The sequence below is a fragment of the Orientia tsutsugamushi genome, assembly GCF_900327275.1.
GTDB lineage: Bacteria > Pseudomonadota > Alphaproteobacteria > Rickettsiales > Rickettsiaceae > Orientia > Orientia tsutsugamushi.
The window spans coordinates 1,540,510-1,557,301 of sequence record NZ_LS398548.1 but is presented as its reverse complement, the minus strand read 5'-3'; the positions used below and the strand labels follow the sequence as shown (position 1 = coordinate 1,557,301).

Annotated in this window: 11 protein-coding genes and 7 pseudogenes; 11 read left to right on the top strand and 7 right to left on the bottom strand. The window is 30.0% G+C overall.

Features of this window, described 5'->3' with window-relative positions; translation table 11 throughout:
- Positions 1–169 precede the first annotated feature (169 nt).
- From ltrA to DK405_RS08140, 7 genes and pseudogenes are all read left to right on the top strand, one after another.
- Positions 170–1,393 carry a group II intron reverse transcriptase/maturase gene (gene ltrA, locus DK405_RS08165; RefSeq protein ID WP_197709772.1) on the top strand — a complete coding sequence of 408 codons (1,224 nt, stop codon included), beginning with the start codon at positions 170–172 and terminating at the stop codon, positions 1,391–1,393.
- Between the two features lie 114 nt (positions 1,394–1,507).
- Positions 1,508–1,960, top strand: a complete 453-nt coding sequence (locus DK405_RS13355; protein ID WP_197709771.1) for an HNH endonuclease — start codon at positions 1,508–1,510, stop codon at positions 1,958–1,960.
- 167 nt (positions 1,961–2,127) lie between these two features.
- Complete coding sequence (locus tag DK405_RS08160; RefSeq protein WP_045913069.1) at positions 2,128–3,468, top strand: hypothetical protein; 1,341 nt, start codon at positions 2,128–2,130, stop codon at positions 3,466–3,468.
- A gap of 46 nt (positions 3,469–3,514) precedes the next feature.
- A pseudogene (locus DK405_RS08155) lies at positions 3,515–3,973 on the top strand (conjugal transfer protein TraD).
- A 418-nt stretch (positions 3,974–4,391) separates the two neighbouring features.
- Positions 4,392–5,786, top strand: coding sequence for a DEAD/DEAH box helicase (locus DK405_RS08150; protein WP_045913028.1), 1,395 nt, complete (start codon positions 4,392–4,394; stop codon positions 5,784–5,786).
- 49 nt (positions 5,787–5,835) lie between these two features.
- Positions 5,836–6,528 carry a methyltransferase domain-containing protein gene (locus DK405_RS08145; protein WP_045913027.1) on the top strand — a complete coding sequence of 231 codons (693 nt, stop codon included), beginning with the start codon at positions 5,836–5,838 and terminating at the stop codon, positions 6,526–6,528.
- 189 nt (positions 6,529–6,717) lie between these two features.
- A pseudogene (locus DK405_RS08140) lies at positions 6,718–7,542 on the top strand (IS5 family transposase).
- Between the two features lie 20 nt (positions 7,543–7,562).
- On the opposite strand, the pseudogene DK405_RS15490 reads toward DK405_RS08140, so the two are convergent.
- Positions 7,563–7,819 (bottom strand): annotated as a pseudogene (locus DK405_RS15490) (ATP-binding protein); the annotation flags it as partial.
- Between the two features lie 373 nt (positions 7,820–8,192).
- Between DK405_RS15490 and DK405_RS08130 the strand changes: the two are divergent.
- Positions 8,193–9,002, top strand: coding sequence for a DNA adenine methylase (locus tag DK405_RS08130; protein WP_064612960.1), 810 nt, complete (start codon positions 8,193–8,195; stop codon positions 9,000–9,002).
- Between the two features lie 3 nt (positions 9,003–9,005).
- Here DK405_RS08130 and DK405_RS08125 read toward each other — a convergent pair whose 3' ends face one another.
- The 5 genes and pseudogenes from DK405_RS08125 to DK405_RS12840 all read right to left on the bottom strand — a co-directional run bounded on the left by DK405_RS08125 (position 9,006) and on the right by DK405_RS12840 (position 12,727).
- Positions 9,006–9,554: a hypothetical protein gene (locus tag DK405_RS08125; protein ID WP_045912774.1), complete on the bottom strand. Its 549-nt coding sequence runs from the start codon at positions 9,552–9,554 to the stop codon at positions 9,006–9,008.
- A gap of 102 nt (positions 9,555–9,656) precedes the next feature.
- Positions 9,657–10,301 (bottom strand): ankyrin repeat domain-containing protein, encoded by a 645-nt coding sequence (locus tag DK405_RS08120; protein WP_109510532.1) that lies wholly within the window; start codon positions 10,299–10,301, stop codon positions 9,657–9,659.
- Between the two features lie 11 nt (positions 10,302–10,312).
- Entirely contained in the window at positions 10,313–10,888 is a 576-nt protein-coding gene (locus DK405_RS08115; protein WP_109510533.1) for an HD domain-containing protein, read from the bottom strand.
- A gap of 235 nt (positions 10,889–11,123) precedes the next feature.
- Positions 11,124–12,560 (bottom strand): annotated as a pseudogene (locus DK405_RS08110) (replicative DNA helicase).
- An 8-nt stretch (positions 12,561–12,568) separates the two neighbouring features.
- A complete protein-coding gene (locus DK405_RS12840; protein ID WP_162562992.1) occupies positions 12,569–12,727 on the bottom strand; it encodes a hypothetical protein in 159 nt (52 codons plus the stop codon).
- Positions 12,728–13,803: 1,076 nt separating this feature from the next.
- On the opposite strand from DK405_RS12840, the gene DK405_RS08105 reads away from it, so the two are divergent.
- Positions 13,804–14,985 carry a multidrug effflux MFS transporter gene (locus tag DK405_RS08105; RefSeq protein ID WP_045912200.1) on the top strand — a complete coding sequence of 394 codons (1,182 nt, stop codon included), beginning with the start codon at positions 13,804–13,806 and terminating at the stop codon, positions 14,983–14,985.
- On the opposite strand, the pseudogene DK405_RS16215 reads toward DK405_RS08105, so the two are convergent.
- Positions 14,982–15,388, bottom strand: a pseudogene (locus DK405_RS16215) (transposase); the annotation flags it as partial. The gene DK405_RS08105 and the pseudogene DK405_RS16215 sit on opposite strands and share 4 nt — an antisense overlap.
- 382 nt (positions 15,389–15,770) lie before the next feature.
- Between DK405_RS16215 and DK405_RS15830 the strand changes: the two are divergent.
- Positions 15,771–15,866 (top strand): annotated as a pseudogene (locus tag DK405_RS15830) (IS5/IS1182 family transposase); the annotation flags it as partial.
- Positions 15,867–16,244: 378 nt separating this feature from the next.
- Positions 16,245–16,552 (top strand): annotated as a pseudogene (locus DK405_RS14315) (HD domain-containing protein); the annotation flags it as partial.
- Positions 16,553–16,792: the final 240 nt, after the last annotated feature.

Genomic DNA, 16,792 nt, shown 5'->3' with positions numbered 1-16,792 from the left:
ATAGTAGGTAAGAGAGGTCTTAGAAAGCAAATGACACTAAGTCGAAAGACTACAGGAATCAATAACTGAGTGTATAGGCATTTATATGCTAATCAGAAATGATGCTAACTTAAGACTGGTGATTTACCCTAAATAGGTAAACAAGATTATGAATTAATTGGAAAAGTGAATGCAAAACGCAAATGTAACAATTGAGACTAAGGATAATTTCAAGAAAATCTATTGGCATTCAATAGATTGGAAAGAAATTATACAAAAGGTTAATAATCTTCGTAGACGTATTTATAGTGCATTCGCAAATGGTAATACGAAGTTAGTAGGTAACTTACAAAGATTGATGTTAAGATCAAGAGCAAATAGGTTACTTGCTATAAGACGTGTTACTCAAATCAACAAAGGACGAAAAAGTCCCGGAATTGATAAAATAGTTGTTAATACAGATAAAGAAAGGAGTCTGTTGATGGAAAAGTTAGCAGATAACAATCTATCATCCGTAAAACCGATTAAGCGTGTGTACATACCAAAAAGTAATGGCAAATCTAGACCTTTAGGCTTGCCAACTATTTTGGATAGGTGTAGACAGGCTGTTGTAAAATCAGCACTTGAACCATATTTGAAAGCTAAGTTTGAAGGTTGCAGCTATGGCTTTAGACCTGGACGTAGCGTTCACGATGCAATACAGAGAATATCTAGTATTGTTCGTCCTGGCACTACTAGGAATTGGATATTAGATGCTGACATCAAAGGTGCATTTGATAATATTGATCATAATTTTCTTTTGAAAATTATAGGAAATTTCCCTGCTCGTAATTGGATTCAAGCATGGCTTAAATCTGGTGTAATGCAGGATTATCAAATTATCAAAACAACAGCTGGTACTCCACAAGGTGGATTAATTTCTCCATTACTTTTAAACATAACTCTTCATGGAATGAGTGATATACTTAATATCATCTATAATGAATATGATCACCTACATTCTAAATCTGAATATGCTTTAGTGAGATACGCTGATGATTTTGTAATTTGTGCTAAGTCAGAAAGCTCATGTATCAGAGCCAAAAGTATTATTAATGATTGGTTAAGTATTAGAGGCTTAGAATTGTCGAAAGAAAAAACCAGGATACTTCATATTAACGAAGGTTTTGATTTCCTTGGATTTAATATTCGACAATATAACACCAATAGTACAAGAAGAGGTGTAGCTCTACTAGTTAAACCGTCTAAAGACTCTATAAAATCGTTTAAAAAACGAATATCAATAGAATGGAAAAAAGGTTTCTCATGGAATATTGATAGAATAATTGATAATCTAAATTCTAAAATATTTGGATGGTGCAGTTATTTTAACAAAGTTGTGTCCAAGAAAATTTTTTCCAATTTAGACTGCTGAATGTGGATTTAGCAAGCAAGATTCGTATGTAGAAAACATCCTAAAAAATCTTGGAAATGGCTTAAGAAAAAGTATTGGGGCCGCATTAAAGGCAGAAATGATAATTGGGTCTTTATGAATAAAGATCTATATCTATGGAAATTACAATGGACAACGATTAAACGACATATTCTTGTTAAAGGTAAATCTTCTCCTGATAATTCAAAACTTAGAGAATATTGGCATAAACGTCAGGCTGATAGCCCTAAGTATTTGTTTAAATCTAGGCAGATTCTTTGGCGTAGACAAAAGGGTAAATGTCTTGTTTGTTTTGATTTAATAGATAATGGTGAAAGTGTTCATGTACATCATATAACACCTATAAGATGTGGTGGCACTGACCATATTAACAATTTGTGCTTATTGCATGAAAACTGCCATCGACAAGTACACAGTAATCGCGGACAACTTATTGCAGCTGTTTTTGTAAATTGCTTGAGCCGTATGCGGAGTAATTCGCTTGTACGGTTCTTTGGGAGGAAAAGCGCTTTCGCGCTTACCTACCCGCTTAAGCTTATTTTTCAATGAAGCTTCTAACCTTGAATTCACGTTTTTTTGACTATAATTATTTGATGTTGGTTTGGTAGGCGCGGTTTTTTTTCTTTACTGGAATTTCATCTATTTAAATCTTGATTAATATTAATATTTGTTTAATTATCTTCAAAAGTAGAGCAAGTTAATTATGGGGGTGTTTTATGCATTTATGGTATCAAATTATACTTAGTGCAAATAATCAGGATTACAGTTTGAGGTTTATGACCATACCATTTCGAACATTAAAAATAGAAAACAGAGATGTAGATAAATTACCTAACGTGACATGTGACACTATAGATCTACAGTCTAGTAGCAGTAGGCATAACGGGTACATACAATTTTCTTCAATTGATAACGTGTTTATATCTCATTTATCTAGGTTTAATGAAATTCGTTATCTTAATATTTCAGATATAGAGTTATATCTTGCAGGGTTTGATATTTTATCGAATTATTGTAATAATAATTTGACATCATTAACTCTTGTTAATGATAAAATTGGATTAAAGAAAGTGCATAAGCATTGTATTGCTCCTACATCTGGTACTGGTCCTACATCTGGTGCTGATATTCGTAATCCTATAAAAAAATTGTTAAATAATCTACCTAACATATCTGAATTAAATATTGGAAATAATTCAATATCGCATGCTGTTATAAAACAAATTCTTAATTGTATTAATGAAAGTAATAAATTAAATATAATCTTGGATGTATCATATAACATGAAAAAATCAAGCGATTCATTTATATCTATCAAACCATTCATTTATCATCGTCAGCAAAGGGACTACAATGTATGGATGAAGTCTATAGACAATTTTATGAAATGTGGTGGTACTTTAATAGTAGAACCTGATGCTTTGGTTTGTAATATTCATCATGAAAGATTAACATCAAATTCAGGGCTAGGAATCTGTATTGATATGCATTTCTCTGATCTGCAAATTTTTTATAAAAAAAATATAGATGGTACTATAATAATAAAAAGATTTATACCGCACAGTAGCCAATTAAACACTCAGGAAGATAATAATAGCGTTTCGAAAAAAGAATTATGCATAGATAATCAAAATTCTGATTGTACCTACACAGCTAGCACTAGTAGTATAGCGCAAAAAAGTGATGATGATTTAATAAGTGAATGTTTGGCTAATAATCCTAATATTAAAGAACAAATCAATAATATTCTTTCGGAAACAGAAATTAATAATATACTTGCAACAACTTTTTCAACTTCAGAGCTTGATATTAATATAGCTGAAGATTATTTGAGCTATAGTGATAAACAAATTGCCAATAATGATGCTATACAATCAAGCTTCAAGAGAAAAAGAGAAGATATTTACACTGAATTTTCTAATAAAAAAGCAAATTTCTCTTTAGAAGAGAGTCAAATATTGAACTTGGTAAATCAACATAGTAGTTTAAGTTCTGATTATAATATCAGTTTGTATGATAGTTATAATAAAAATTTGCATTATGAGTATAATTGCTAATTGAAGTATTATAAATATATCTGATTTATAAACAATAGTATTGATCATGAATTGTCTTATGCAGCAAAAAATTACTCTTCAACAAAAAAAGGCTATGCTAATCATGGATGAGGTTAACCTTAAAATTAAAGAACGTAAAATGCGTACTCGACGTCTTATCGAAATGGGTGGATTAGTTGCTAAAGCTAAGCTTGATCACTTATCAGCAAATACGTTATTTGGTGCAATTGTTTCACTAAAAGAAACTTTAACACAACATCCAAATGTTCAGGAGCATTGGACTACAATAGGTAAAGATATTTTTGATAAAGAACAGCAAAATAAAGCTGCCGTGATTTTAAAATTTACCTCCTCCGAACCAGACGAAAACACTAAGCGCCACATTCGCCTTCATGGCTTAAAATGAAACAGTTTTCGTCAAGAATGGTGCGGCCATGTTAAGGACATTGAGGCCTTAAAGAATGGCCTTCTCAATGTTCAGTACAAACTAGAGCTTGTATCTTAGATTTTAAAAATATTTAATGATAGGAAGTTATCAGGAAAGCGTAATTTGAGAATCTGTACGTTATGTTTGATTACAATGGAAATGTGTATAAAAAACACAGTGCCTTTGCTTAACTATACCTTTTATAGGAAATAGCTCTAGTACCTACTACTTGTTAATATACAACCAAAAACGAAATAATAGAGTAGTTGACAATATTTTATAAATAGTGTTACGGTTAACTAATAGCAATCAAATTAGGTGATTATTAATGAGTATTGTTAGTTATATAGTAACAAATCTAAAGCAGAATCAATACTAATGAAGCATGCCAAGCCTTTCAATTAGTATTTAGTAGCAATTTTACTTCTTTTGACTGTAACGTTACTATAACTAAATAATACCATCAGTAATTTAGCACTCTAACTAAAGGTATGATATGAATACTGATGATGGAATGTTACCATTAAGTGATGATGAATTCAGTTCGCTGAAGAATATTAATCCTCAAGAGTTAGATAAAGATTTAAGTTTAGATGAGATAATACAAGAAATATTAAATAGTAATTCTGGTAAAATTCATGATTTAGCAACTAGAGGAATTTTAAAAGATAAGTTTAAAAGGGGAGAAGAAGCTTATAACCATGATTCAAAAGTGTGTCCTCAAGGAAAAAAGATTAACTCTTGGAGTGAGAATGATATAAAAAACTGGTCAAAAGAAATAAGAGAATCTAAGTTATTATCTCAAAACTTTTTGGAAGAAGCTATTGCGATAGTAAAAAGAGCAAACATACATCATTGCAATAATATACCAAGGATTACACAAATTTTATCAGTTTTAATATTTGAGTCATTACAAGATACAGGAACATTATTACAAATAGGTACTGGAGAAGGAAAATCTACAACTTGTGCAATGCTAGCAGCTATCAAGGCATTACAAGGAAATAAAGTTGATATAGTTACTACTTCTTCAGTTTTAGCACAAAGAGATGCAAATGAAAAAGAAGGCTTTTTTAATATACTAGGTCTAAGTTGTGGTTCGAATGTTGAAGATCCATTTGATGGACAAGAAAAGATATGCTACTCAAAAGACATAGTCTATGGTCCAATACATGAATTTCAGTTCGATTGGTTAAGGCATGAACATAAGAAATATGGTACACGAGGTGATAGAGAATTTGGAGTAGTAATTGTAGACGAAGTGGATAGCATGCTAATTGACGAACTTGATCAAACAGCTAGATTGGCTCGATCTGTGCCTGGAATGGAGCATATAGCACCTATATTATGCGGAGTAGCAAGTGAATTATCTAATTTAAATAAAAAAATAATACAGCAAGGCGATAAAACAATATATATAAATGGAGAGTTCGAATATAAAGATGGAGAACTAATTTTAGGAAAAGATAGTAGTGAATATTATATCAGTGATCACTATGCTTTTGTTATTGGAATTTTAAAGGATCTGATTCAAGAGATGGTTACTGGAGGTGAACTGCAAGTACCTAATTTCTTAAAAGATTTTATTCTATATCAGTCGGAAGTTATTGCATCTTCAGCATTTCAAGCACAGTTTTTCAAAGAGAATGAAGATTATATAATTGCTAAGAGAGATAATGATAATTTAGATATTATTCCAGTTGATTATGTAAGTACAGGAATAATAAGATCAAATTGCCATTGGACTGATTATTTACATCAGTTTCTACAGATAAAACATGGGTTAAAACTAACATCAGAAAATTTAGTCACAAGTTTTATTTCTAATTTAGGATATTTCAAACATTATGGGCAAAAGTTATATGGTATGAACAGGTACCATTGGGTCTGATTCTGCTCAAGAACTAGTACGTTCTGTATATGGAGTAAATATTGGGTTTATGCCAACTTATAAACCAAAACAATTTGAAGAAATTGATGGAGATATACAAAACAATGAAACAACATGGCATGGTAGAATAACAAGTAGCATACTTGATGAAGTTGAAAAAGGAAGAGCTGTACTTATTATTTGTGCAACAATCAAAGATGCGATAGAGATTCGTGAACGCTTCATTTCAGTTGTTGGCTATGATTCAGATAAAGTAAGATTATATTCTCGAAATGATAATTATGAGTATTTAGCAGTCAAAGATGAAGTGAATTCAGGAGATGTAATAGTTGCTTTTTTGCCTGAAAATTTGAGAGTAGAAGAACAAGCATTTGGTAGAACTGCAAGACAGGGAGCAAAAGGTACAGCACAACTAATAATATCTGAACCGAATGTTGCTCATAAATTCGAGCTAAAATCATATTCATATAATAGCATAAATGAATTTAAAGTATTGAGAAACTGTAAGGAGTATATCAAAACACAAGAGACCAAATTATACGTGGTAGAAAAAATAAAATTACAAGATTTATTATTTGAGGAGTATTTAAAGATTGAGTGCAATGTGCGTAATGCAATACAAAATCGGTGGCAAGTTTCGCAACTAGAAGACATTTGGGGAATAGAGTTAACCAAACTAGGAAATTTAGTATATAAGAATCATAAAGCACAAAAAGGATTACAAAATATAGCACTCAAGTAGGTTATAAAAGACAATAGTAAGTTCATGCAAAACCCTGTCTACTTGGTGGTTAGAGAAGCATAATAAGTTGGTATAAAGACAATGAATATAGCAAGTTATTCATGTGGCTTGATAAAGTACATAATAGACTTCTTTCGAAACTAGAGAATGATGTAGAATGGTGTTATAAAAATCTAATTTGAAGTAATAATGAAATTAGATCAGATTAAAGAGTTAAAGGATGAAAAATTTCGTCGATTAACAGGAGTAAGGAAGAGGACATTTTCAAAGATGGTGGATATTTTGAGGAAAGCTGATGGTCTTAAGAAATCAAAAGGTGGACGTAAAAATAAGCTCAATTTGGAGGAACAGTTGCTGATGGTGTTAGAATACCTTAGAGAATACCGTACTTATTTCCATATAGGTCAGAACTATGGAATTAGTGAAAGTTCAGCATATAAAGCTGTAAAATGGGTAGAAGACACCCTAGTTAAACACCAAAACTTTGCTCTTCCAGGTCGTAAAGCTATAATGAAGAGTGATATGAATTATGAAGTAGTCTTGATTGATGCTACTGAGACTCCTATAGAAAGACATAAAAAAAACAAAAATTCTATTATTCAGGAAAGAAGAACTGGCATACACTAAAAACTCAAATAGTGGTAGACAAGAAAACCAACCAAGTAATATGTACAGATTTTTCTAACTATAAAAAACATGACTTTAGATTATTTAAGGAATCCAAAATTCTTATTCATCCTAAAGTTAAAGCGATTACTGACACAGGATATCAAGGTATACAAAAAATTCACAATAATTCTGAATTGCCAAAGAAAAAAAAGCAAGAAAATTCCTTTAACTAAAAATGATAAAAAGAATAATCATAGGTTAGCAGGAGAAAGAGTTGTCAATGAAAACGTTATTGCTATGCTAAAACGGTTCAAGATTATTGCTGACAAATATCGAAATAGACGTAAAAGATTCTCTCGTAGATTTAATTTGATCTCTGGCATTTATAATTTTGAACTACCTTAACCAGTTTCGAAAGAGGTCTATTGTCTAAATAAAAAAATTATTCCATTTAGAGAAGCTATTATATTTACCTTTTTTTTATTATAGTCATTTACTATTCGCCTAAAATATTGTATCCACTCTATGAGTTTTATGCTTACTTGCCCAGATTCCTCTAGCTGACAGTATAGTTTTTGCAATTCAGCGTCTATCTGTTTTATTGTTGTGCTATTAATTCCCTCTGTAGATAATTTTCAGTTAATTTATTGATTTTATTTTGACCTTCGTCTTCAATAGGCATAGAATTCCCCTACTATTTTTGTTGAAAAAATGGTTGCTGAAGATTAAAGTTAAAAGCTTCATACTTTATCTTATTTAATCTTCAGCTTATTATCATCAAAGTTTTGAAACCTAGATAATATAAGGTATAGAGTAGCATTATAATTTTTATTAGTCTATTAAAATCTTTTAATTTTTAGGTTAAATTTTTACATAATAATCTAATGTTGATGTAAAATTATTACATTCCTTACTTATGGTTATAATCAATAATAAATCTTATTCAAAAAGGATACATAAAAAGTCTTGTAAGCGTTATTATTACTAGCATTACAAGCTGTTTTCTGGTATAATCTCAATAGAGATTCAACTAACAGAAATTAATTAAACTTCATGTGTCAGTAGCTGTTGCTAATAAGTCTAAGCCTTTTCTTCATTGGATTGGTAGTAAACGAAGAATTGTTAATAAATTAATAGAACATCTTCCTCAAGGTCCACACTATAATTACTATGAACCATTCCTTGGTGGAGGTGCTTTATTTTTTCAAGTTAGGCATCTTTTTAAACAATGTTTTTTGTCTGACATCAATCTTGATTTAATTACTAGCTATAATGCTGTTAAAAATAATCCTAATGAGGTCAATAGATTACTAAGTTTATATCACAAACATCATTCGAAGGATTATTATTATAAAGTTAAAAACAAATATAGTAATAATCCGAATGAAATTACCGCAAAATTTATATATCTTAATAAATATTCTTTTAGGGGAATTTATAGAGTCTACAAAAATGGACAATCTGCTCAAACATTTTCTGGTGAATGCTACATTAAACTCCATATTGCATCTAGAATAAATCAATGCAGCCGCCTTCTACATGGTGTATCAATTTATGCTACAGATTTTTCATTTATAGAGCCTCAACAAAATGATTTTGTTTATTTTGATCCTCCTTATCATAAATCTGGAGAACGGTTCTATACTAGACTTCCATTTGATGAAAAAGATCAAATTAGATTACGGGATTTTGTCAAAGAATTAACAAATAAAGGTGTTAAGATTATGATCTCAAATAATAATACTGCCTTTATTAGAGACTTATACAAAGATTTTAATATCAATACCGTTACAGTCGTATACTCAATCAATGAACAACGCAATCCTGTTAATGAACTAATCATTACTAACTATAAAACTTGCTAGTTATTAAATGTGAACCCGCAATCCAAATCGTATATGAATAGGAAGTGGTCTATAGTTAGCAATTGTGCTACATTCAATGTCTAAATATGTATCTCTTGATAAGTTTATTGTTGTACCAACTCCGTCTAAATATGTATCTCTTGATAAGTTTATTGTTGTACCAACTCCTAAGTCTATACCAGTACCGCTATCACCATTGAAAACTGATACTAGGCCACCTGTAACAAAAATTGATGCTTTGTTACCTTCAATTATATTATAATAATAATTTCCTTGAACAAAGTTATCTCTACAGTTGTGATGACACATAAATCCTAATCTTACATCCATTCTGTGCCGATCTAATCTATAACCAACTCCAGCTTCTAATGTGTCGTAGTTAGTAGCAATACCAGTTGAAAATTTTATATAGAATTGTGAAGTATCAATACTATCTTTGAAAGCATTGAAGTTTACATTATTATTCGCTGTACATATCGATGGTGAAGATAATACAACGAATGCTAACATAACTGCATAACACGGTTGTAAAGGTGATTTCAAAATACTCATAGCAGTTCTATCTAATTACAATATTTTTATGAAGCTTAATATTAATTGTATTCTGCGTCAACTTTCTTTATTAGCATTAACATATTAGCTATCTGTTAAAACCTAATACCATGGGACTGATTGTTCCGTTAGAAAGTTGAATACATCTGCATTACCGCTTTTAGCAGCGTAATCTATAGGAGTCATGCCGTTATCATCTTTTGCATCAATATCAGCACCATAATCAATCAAAAGCTGTATAACATCTATGATTTCATTACGAACAGCGATATGTAGTAGTGTTTCTCCTTCATCATATTTTTTATTAATACCAGTAGAATTATGTTTTAGCATAATTGCTAAAGGTTCTATACATCTGCATTCAACAGCATCAGATAAAGGTGTATTACCTTGATTATTTTCGATATTTACATCAGCATTATATTTTAGCAGTAATGCTATATGATCATTGCAATAGATAGGATATTTTTCGAAAAATTCATAATATACTTGAATTGTGTCAACAACAAGATGTAAAGCAGTGTGCCCATCATTATCTTGTGCGTTTACGTTAGCTCCATTGCTTAGTAAAATCTCGGCAATAGGTAGATTCTTATATTTTAAAGCCACAGATAAAGCAGTAGTGCCATCTTTATATTTTGAATTGACAAGTGTACTATCCTTATTAATAAGCTGCTTCACTTTTTTAATATCACCATCTTGAATAGCGCTATGTAAGGTATACTTAGTCTTAGATTTTAATATCATATATTTAATCCTTAGCTAGCATGAAGTTTACAATATTCACTTAAGCGTTCTCCAATCTCTGGTAGTTTAAGGTATTCAGCAAGAGCTATAAATTCTTGCTGAGTTTCAAATATTATTTCTTGCCTTTTGTGAGGATGTTTGATGAATATAGTTGTAATATTATGGAATCTATCAAAAAGCTTGATCAGTAATAGTTCTGTTTTATTTTGGCTGCGTAATATTTGTATCATTTCCATAGCACTGATTTTCTTATTATCCCTAACTCTGGTAAGGTCTGAAACCTGTTCTGCAATATTAGCACCAAATTCGTACCTTATTCTTTCTTTAGTTAGTTTTGTGTCTTCAAGTGTATCATGTAGTATTGCAGTAATAATTGTATCTGTTTCAAAGCTGTAGTCTGATACCATGTAGGCTACTTCTAATGGATGTGTGTAGTATAGTTCTCCAGTATCTCTCTTTTGCTGGCCATGATATTTTTTAGCATATTTTATTGCTCTTTCAACTTTATCAAGATCAATGTTGGTGTTAAATCTTATGTTGGTTCTGAACAGCTTATTTATTAAGCTCTCACTATAAAAATCTATCATTTTCCACCTCTAAATAGTTATTAATAAATTATACCATAATTTAAACTTTTTGTATACTCCAATCCCAGATAAAAACTGGAAAAGAAGCAAATTAAATTATAATTTTTTTGAATTCAGTTATCACGATGCCAAAAACCAATCTTGAGTTGCATATCTCTGGTGTTAATGAGTAAAATTTTGCTGTAATTTTTTTTTGGACAAGCATTTTTTCATCTTATGCATAATCTAGCGTTTATTAACATTGCTGAGAGTTTTTAACAATATTGCCAAATTTAGAATACCTAATATTATAGTGCAACTTCACTGTACCAACTGGCTCATTACGGTGTTTAGCAACAATTATTTCAGCAGTGTTATAACATTTATTTTGTCTAGCTTTCCATTCTGTGTATTCTGGAGTACCTCGATCTGGTTCTGATCTAGACAAGTAATATTCGTCACGATATATAAGCATTACAATATCGGCGTCCTGTTCAATTGAGCCTGATTCTCTTAGATCTGAAAGAATAGGCTTTTTATCTGACCTTTGTTCTACAGCTCTAGACAATTGAGATAACGCAATGATTGAAATATTGAGCTCTTTAGCAAGAGCTTTTAAGCTCTGAGTAATTTCAGAAATCTCCTGTACTCGATTATACTGACTTCCTCTGGAATCAATTTTTATTAGCTGTAAATAATCAATAAATAATATTGCTAAATTATGAGTACGTTTAAGTCTACGAGCTCGAGATCTAATTGCAGATATCGAGATTGCTGGAGCATCATCTATAAAAAAATTCCACTTTTGTATTTCGTCTTGTACAGTCTTTAACTTATCAACATCTTGTTCACCTATTTTACCGTTAAATAATGCAGAGCTATTAATTTCTGATTCTATAGAAAGAATTCGAGTAGAGATTTGCTGAGATGACATTTCTAAAGAAAAGAATCCAACTGATGGCACTACATTATCTTTAGTATTTTTTTTAGTAAGAAAATATTTACAAGCATTTATTGCTAAGTTAACTCCTAAAGCAGTTTTACCCATTGATGGCCTGCCAGCTAATATTATTAGGTCAGAATTTTTAAATCCTCCAAGCTTTGAATCAAGGTCAAGTAGTCCACTACTAATACCGTTAATAGAGTTTTTATTTTTAATAGCAGATGAAATTGATGTCCATGATTCTTCAATTGAAGTTTGTAATTTTGTAAATCCTTTACTTAAAGTTCCCCTTGAACCTAGATCATATAATTGAGATTCAGCAGTTTCGATCTGACTTATAGCTAAATCTGCTAAAGTAGAAGAATACGCATTTGTTACTATTTTTTCTCCAATTTCAATTAAATAACACCTCAGCGCAAGATCATATACTATTTTGCCGTACTCATTAACATTAACTATACTTAATGCTAACGTTGTAAGTTTAGCTAGATAATCTACTCCACCTATTTCATCAAATGTGAGTTCATTGCCTAGCATATTTTTGAGCGAAATTACAGTAGCGCTAATTCCTTTACTAATAATGAGATTAATTGACTTGTATATTTTACTATGTAATGGTTCATAAAAATGTTCCGGCAGTAAAAATTCATTAATGTTATATAGCGCGCGATTGTTAATCAGAATTGCTCAAAGTATCATTTGCTCTGCTTGAATATTATTTGGAGCAATCTTTGCAAGATCTTTTTCCATATCACCCTTTAAATTTTATTAAAATTACTAAACTTAACTAACTCGAAAGAAAATCCTTGAGCTTTAAAAGCATATTCAAGACCTTGCATACAGTTGTTTCTAATGTAATCATCTTCAAATTCTGTTTTTGCTTTGATGAATATTTTTTTTATTAAAAAGATATTCATTAAGGCTGTAACAAGCTTTGCAGATAGCTATATCAAATCAAATTTTAAACCCATTCTAGAGCGTGCTTTTGAATCTCAAGGGTTTTCGTTTGAATTAGTTGAGTTTGCAGCAAGTTAGATTAATGATTAATATCTGTGAAATACAGAGTTCTGCCAGAATAATCGTTGCGCTTTATTTATTGTTTTGTTATACTGCTACAATTATATGATAATTCTTTAATAAATTGTGAAGGCTCAAAAAGGTGAAAATTCATGAATAATTATTTATTATTATTTCTTGTCTAAGTTTATTTTGAACCTAATCTATAAAATATTTGATAAACATGCGATATATGGAAATTAAAAGTAAATGTAAGGAAAAATTACATAATTCTTCAAGTGTGTACAAGATAGCCCAACGACATGTAAAGCTTGCAAAAATAAGGTTACAAGCTATACACAAACAGAAGCATAAGCAAGCAAGCAGAATATAAATACTGAAGAGCAAAACAAGCAACTTTGGCGTGATGATGAACAAAAGAAAAGTTTTTTAAATGCATTAATCAATAGTATAAGCCAAGGTGATGATGATGCCAAAAAAATTGAAGCTATGAATTGCATGATAACCTCTCATCAAGAGCGTTTTCAATCTTTAATGGAAAAAGATTTATCTGGTTAAAGACGTGTTCGAACCTGATGTTTAAATTAAGAGCAATAAGATAAGTCCAGAACTTTTTCAGTTAATATACTAAATTATCAAAGTCTTTTTATAACTCAGAATCAATTGTATATTTTATTTTGAAAGATATTTTGTTTTTTAAACTGTAAATAACAATGCGGCAATTTCGCATCTATTTTAAAAAAGATGAAAAAATTTTTTCATAATTATGACAAAAAGTCATGTACTGATAAAAATCGAAATGATACTGTATACCTATAATTACTTTTAAAGTAAAAAATAAGTCAGAATTAAAACTGCAATACTCCTGATATAATCAATGATTATGTATTAAGTAGTTTAATTGTATTATTATATGCTTATTTTTGCAGAAATCATGCTAAGTAAAGTTAAACAATAGTTTTATAATGTTGATACAATGATAAATAACCATTGGAAGTATAATTTAACGATAATCACTTTGCTAATATTTATTACAGAGTTAGCAACTGATATTTATGTTCCTAGCTTACCTAGAATAGCTAGCGCATTTAATACATCAGAGTATAAAGTAATGTTGACTGTAAGTATCAACTTAATGGGGTTATCATTATCTGGATTATTATATGGTCCATTATCTGATGCAATAGGGCGTAAGAAAGTTTTACTATTAGGAATAACAATTTTTTGTTTTTCGAGTTTATTTTGTATATACGTAAGCACGATTGAGTTAATAGTATTTTGGAGATTATTACAAGGAATTGGAGGAGGAGCCTCAGTTACAGTTGGGTTAGCTACAATAAGCGATATATATAAAGGTAATGAAAGAGCAAAAATGATGTCAAGACTAAATATGGTAGTTGCTTTTTCTCCAGCACTTGGGCCTATAATTGGTAGTCAGATAGCAGCATATGATAATAGGTGGTATTTACCACTTGCTATCATTCCTTCTCTTGCATTTCCAGTACTTTTATTACTAATAACTTTATTCAAGGAAACTTTAACTCAGACAAATATAGGAATTAATTTTAATAATATTAAAGCTAGCTTTAAGGAAGTATTATCTAATAAAAATTTTATATGTTATTTATTGATTCAATCTTTAACATTTGGATGGTTATGGGCAGATATAGTAAACTTACCATTTATTTTTATTAAAGATATGAATGTTCCAACAGAACACTATGGATATTACATTATTGCAAATGTTACAGTATACATTATAGGTATTGTAGCCAATCAAAAACTTGTCCAATTTAAAGGGCCTGAAAAAATGATACTATATGGTATTATATTAATACTACTCAGCGGTATATCATTAACTTTTGGTGCAATCTATTTTACTCTAACAGCATATATAGTTCTACTTCTTAAGTTACCAGCTGCTATTGGAGTTGGATTTACTTTAGGTAATGCATCAGCATTATCTTTAATGCAAATTACAAACTATGGAACAGCCTCTGCAATCATAGGTTCTACAGAAATGCTTTTAGGATCTTTAGGTATAAAAATAATCAGTTATCTCTATAATGGTACGATATTACCTCTTTCGATATTAGTAGTAGTATTTTCATTAATTTCTTTGTTTATTTTTCAGAAAATAAAGTCTTCTACTGCTTAACTACAAAAAAAGAAACAGTTTATAAACACCAGAATAGGATAATTGAAGAGAAGAAAAAGAAGATGGAATAAGATTGGAATTAAGTTGGAGATAGAATAAGTTGCAAGAGAAGCAATTATATGAACAAAGAAATTAAATATGAGAAGGATGTAAGGAACGTCTATTTAATAAAAGCTTATCATCTTATGTCCAAATAAATATGTTTGCATATCTTTACTAAGATTAGTGAATAAAAGTAGACCATTAGTGAAAAGTTGATGAAATAACGCTTTTAATATGCAAGCTTTATCAGCAAACAATCTACCTGATAAAGCTTTTGAAATGACTAAAGCTGCAGATAAGTCACTTTTATCAGCTTTAGTCATTTTAACTGTCATTTTATTTCACCTTTATTATTAATTATAGTCATTTACAATGAGATTTGAGTATAGAAAAAAGCTACAATAGCCTCATCATAAGATTTAGCAAATTGAGTAATTTGATTTCTAATCCACCATCTTTATATTAGCCCAAAACTTTTCTATCAGATTTAAATCTGGAGAATAGAGTAGAGAAAAATAACTTTATAACCAACATATTCTATTAATTTTTATCGCATCTTTCTATGCTCACACCTCATTGTAAATGACTATAAACGCCAGATTAGGATAAGTGGAAACATGAAATGTAGAGAATAAAAGGTATACAAAGAAAAAAATGTTGAGTTATAAAAAAAATTTAAATAAACAAGGAATAACCCAACATGAAAAAATATATTAGGCCTCTTTCGAAACTGGTTAAGGTAGTTCAAAATTATTGCTGATAAATATCGAAATAGACGTAAAAGATTCGGTCTTAGATTTAATTTGATCTCTGGCATTTATAATTTTGAACTACCTTAACCAGTTTCGAAAAAGATCTATTGTAACATTATACTATTTAATTGAGACTAAAATATACCTCAAGGAGAGATAGTTTTATCGAGAAACTGAAAGGACTGAGAAAATATTTGCGTGGTCAGCTAAATCAGCAAAACAGATATTATCACAAGTCATTAGAGTTATTATGAGGAGGGAAACATAAGATATAAATTGGAAAAGACTAACCGAGATATTAAAAGTGTAAATTTTCCTAAAAATGGAAAGATTATCTCAATGTTCTAAACAACACATAATGCATAAAGCTTATCTTATTTTTCGGAAGCATGATGCTGTAATTCTGCAAGTCTGGTTCTGATTAGAGAAAGCTAATTGAGCGATTGGGTTAGGTCTACTCACACAGATTATTGCGTTGAAACAAGTATACCAGTAATAGCTATATTGCATTATGCTATTGAAGACACAGGCACTTACAAAAAAAATTGCTAATGCGTTTAGTAAAAAGATTGCAGAACAGGTTTTTGACCTTACAAAAATTATGGATAATAAAAAAATCTGTTCTAGAGAACAGTATTCATAAAGCTCTTCAAAAGAATGCAGGAAATCATACTAGAAACTGAGCAATAATCTTTATACATCTTGCTGAATACCTTAAATTACCAAAAATTGCTATAGAGCTAAATAACTATTGTAAGCTTTATGCTAGTTAGAATACAAACTTTTTCTAACTAGCACACATAACATTAACATATATTTCCATTTGCAAAATGGAGCATAGCTGCTCAGCATACATATATTAGTTCTAGATCATCAATTAATAATGTATTATCTATAATAAAATCCCGAATTGATCAATATTTAAAACACTAATGCTACTTTCATTGCGATTCATGCATTGTTGAGTAAAAGAAGTTATCTAATTATTTCTATAAATTTTCATTGTGATTATT

What these genes read in the sequence shown, in the direction of transcription:
- DK405_RS08105 (WP_045912200.1), top strand. Translation starts at nt 13,804, where the DNA reads ATGATAAATAACCATTGGAAGTATAATTTAACGATAATCACTTTGCTA.
- DK405_RS08120 (WP_109510532.1), bottom strand. Translation starts at nt 10,301, where the DNA reads ATGATATTAAAATCTAAGACTAAGTATACCTTACATAGCGCTATTCAA.
- DK405_RS08145 (WP_045913027.1), top strand. Translation starts at nt 5,836, where the DNA reads ATGCCAACTTATAAACCAAAACAATTTGAAGAAATTGATGGAGATATA.
- DK405_RS08125 (WP_045912774.1), bottom strand. Translation starts at nt 9,554, where the DNA reads ATGAGTATTTTGAAATCACCTTTACAACCGTGTTATGCAGTTATGTTA.
- ltrA (WP_197709772.1), top strand. Translation starts at nt 170, where the DNA reads ATGCAAAACGCAAATGTAACAATTGAGACTAAGGATAATTTCAAGAAA.
- DK405_RS08115 (WP_109510533.1), bottom strand. Translation starts at nt 10,888, where the DNA reads ATGATAGATTTTTATAGTGAGAGCTTAATAAATAAGCTGTTCAGAACC.
- DK405_RS12840 (WP_162562992.1), bottom strand. Translation starts at nt 12,727, where the DNA reads ATGAATATCTTTTTAATAAAAAAAATATTCATCAAAGCAAAAACAGAA.
- DK405_RS13355 (WP_197709771.1), top strand. Translation starts at nt 1,508, where the DNA reads ATGAATAAAGATCTATATCTATGGAAATTACAATGGACAACGATTAAA.
- DK405_RS08160 (WP_045913069.1), top strand. Translation starts at nt 2,128, where the DNA reads ATGCATTTATGGTATCAAATTATACTTAGTGCAAATAATCAGGATTAC.
- DK405_RS08150 (WP_045913028.1), top strand. Translation starts at nt 4,392, where the DNA reads ATGAATACTGATGATGGAATGTTACCATTAAGTGATGATGAATTCAGT.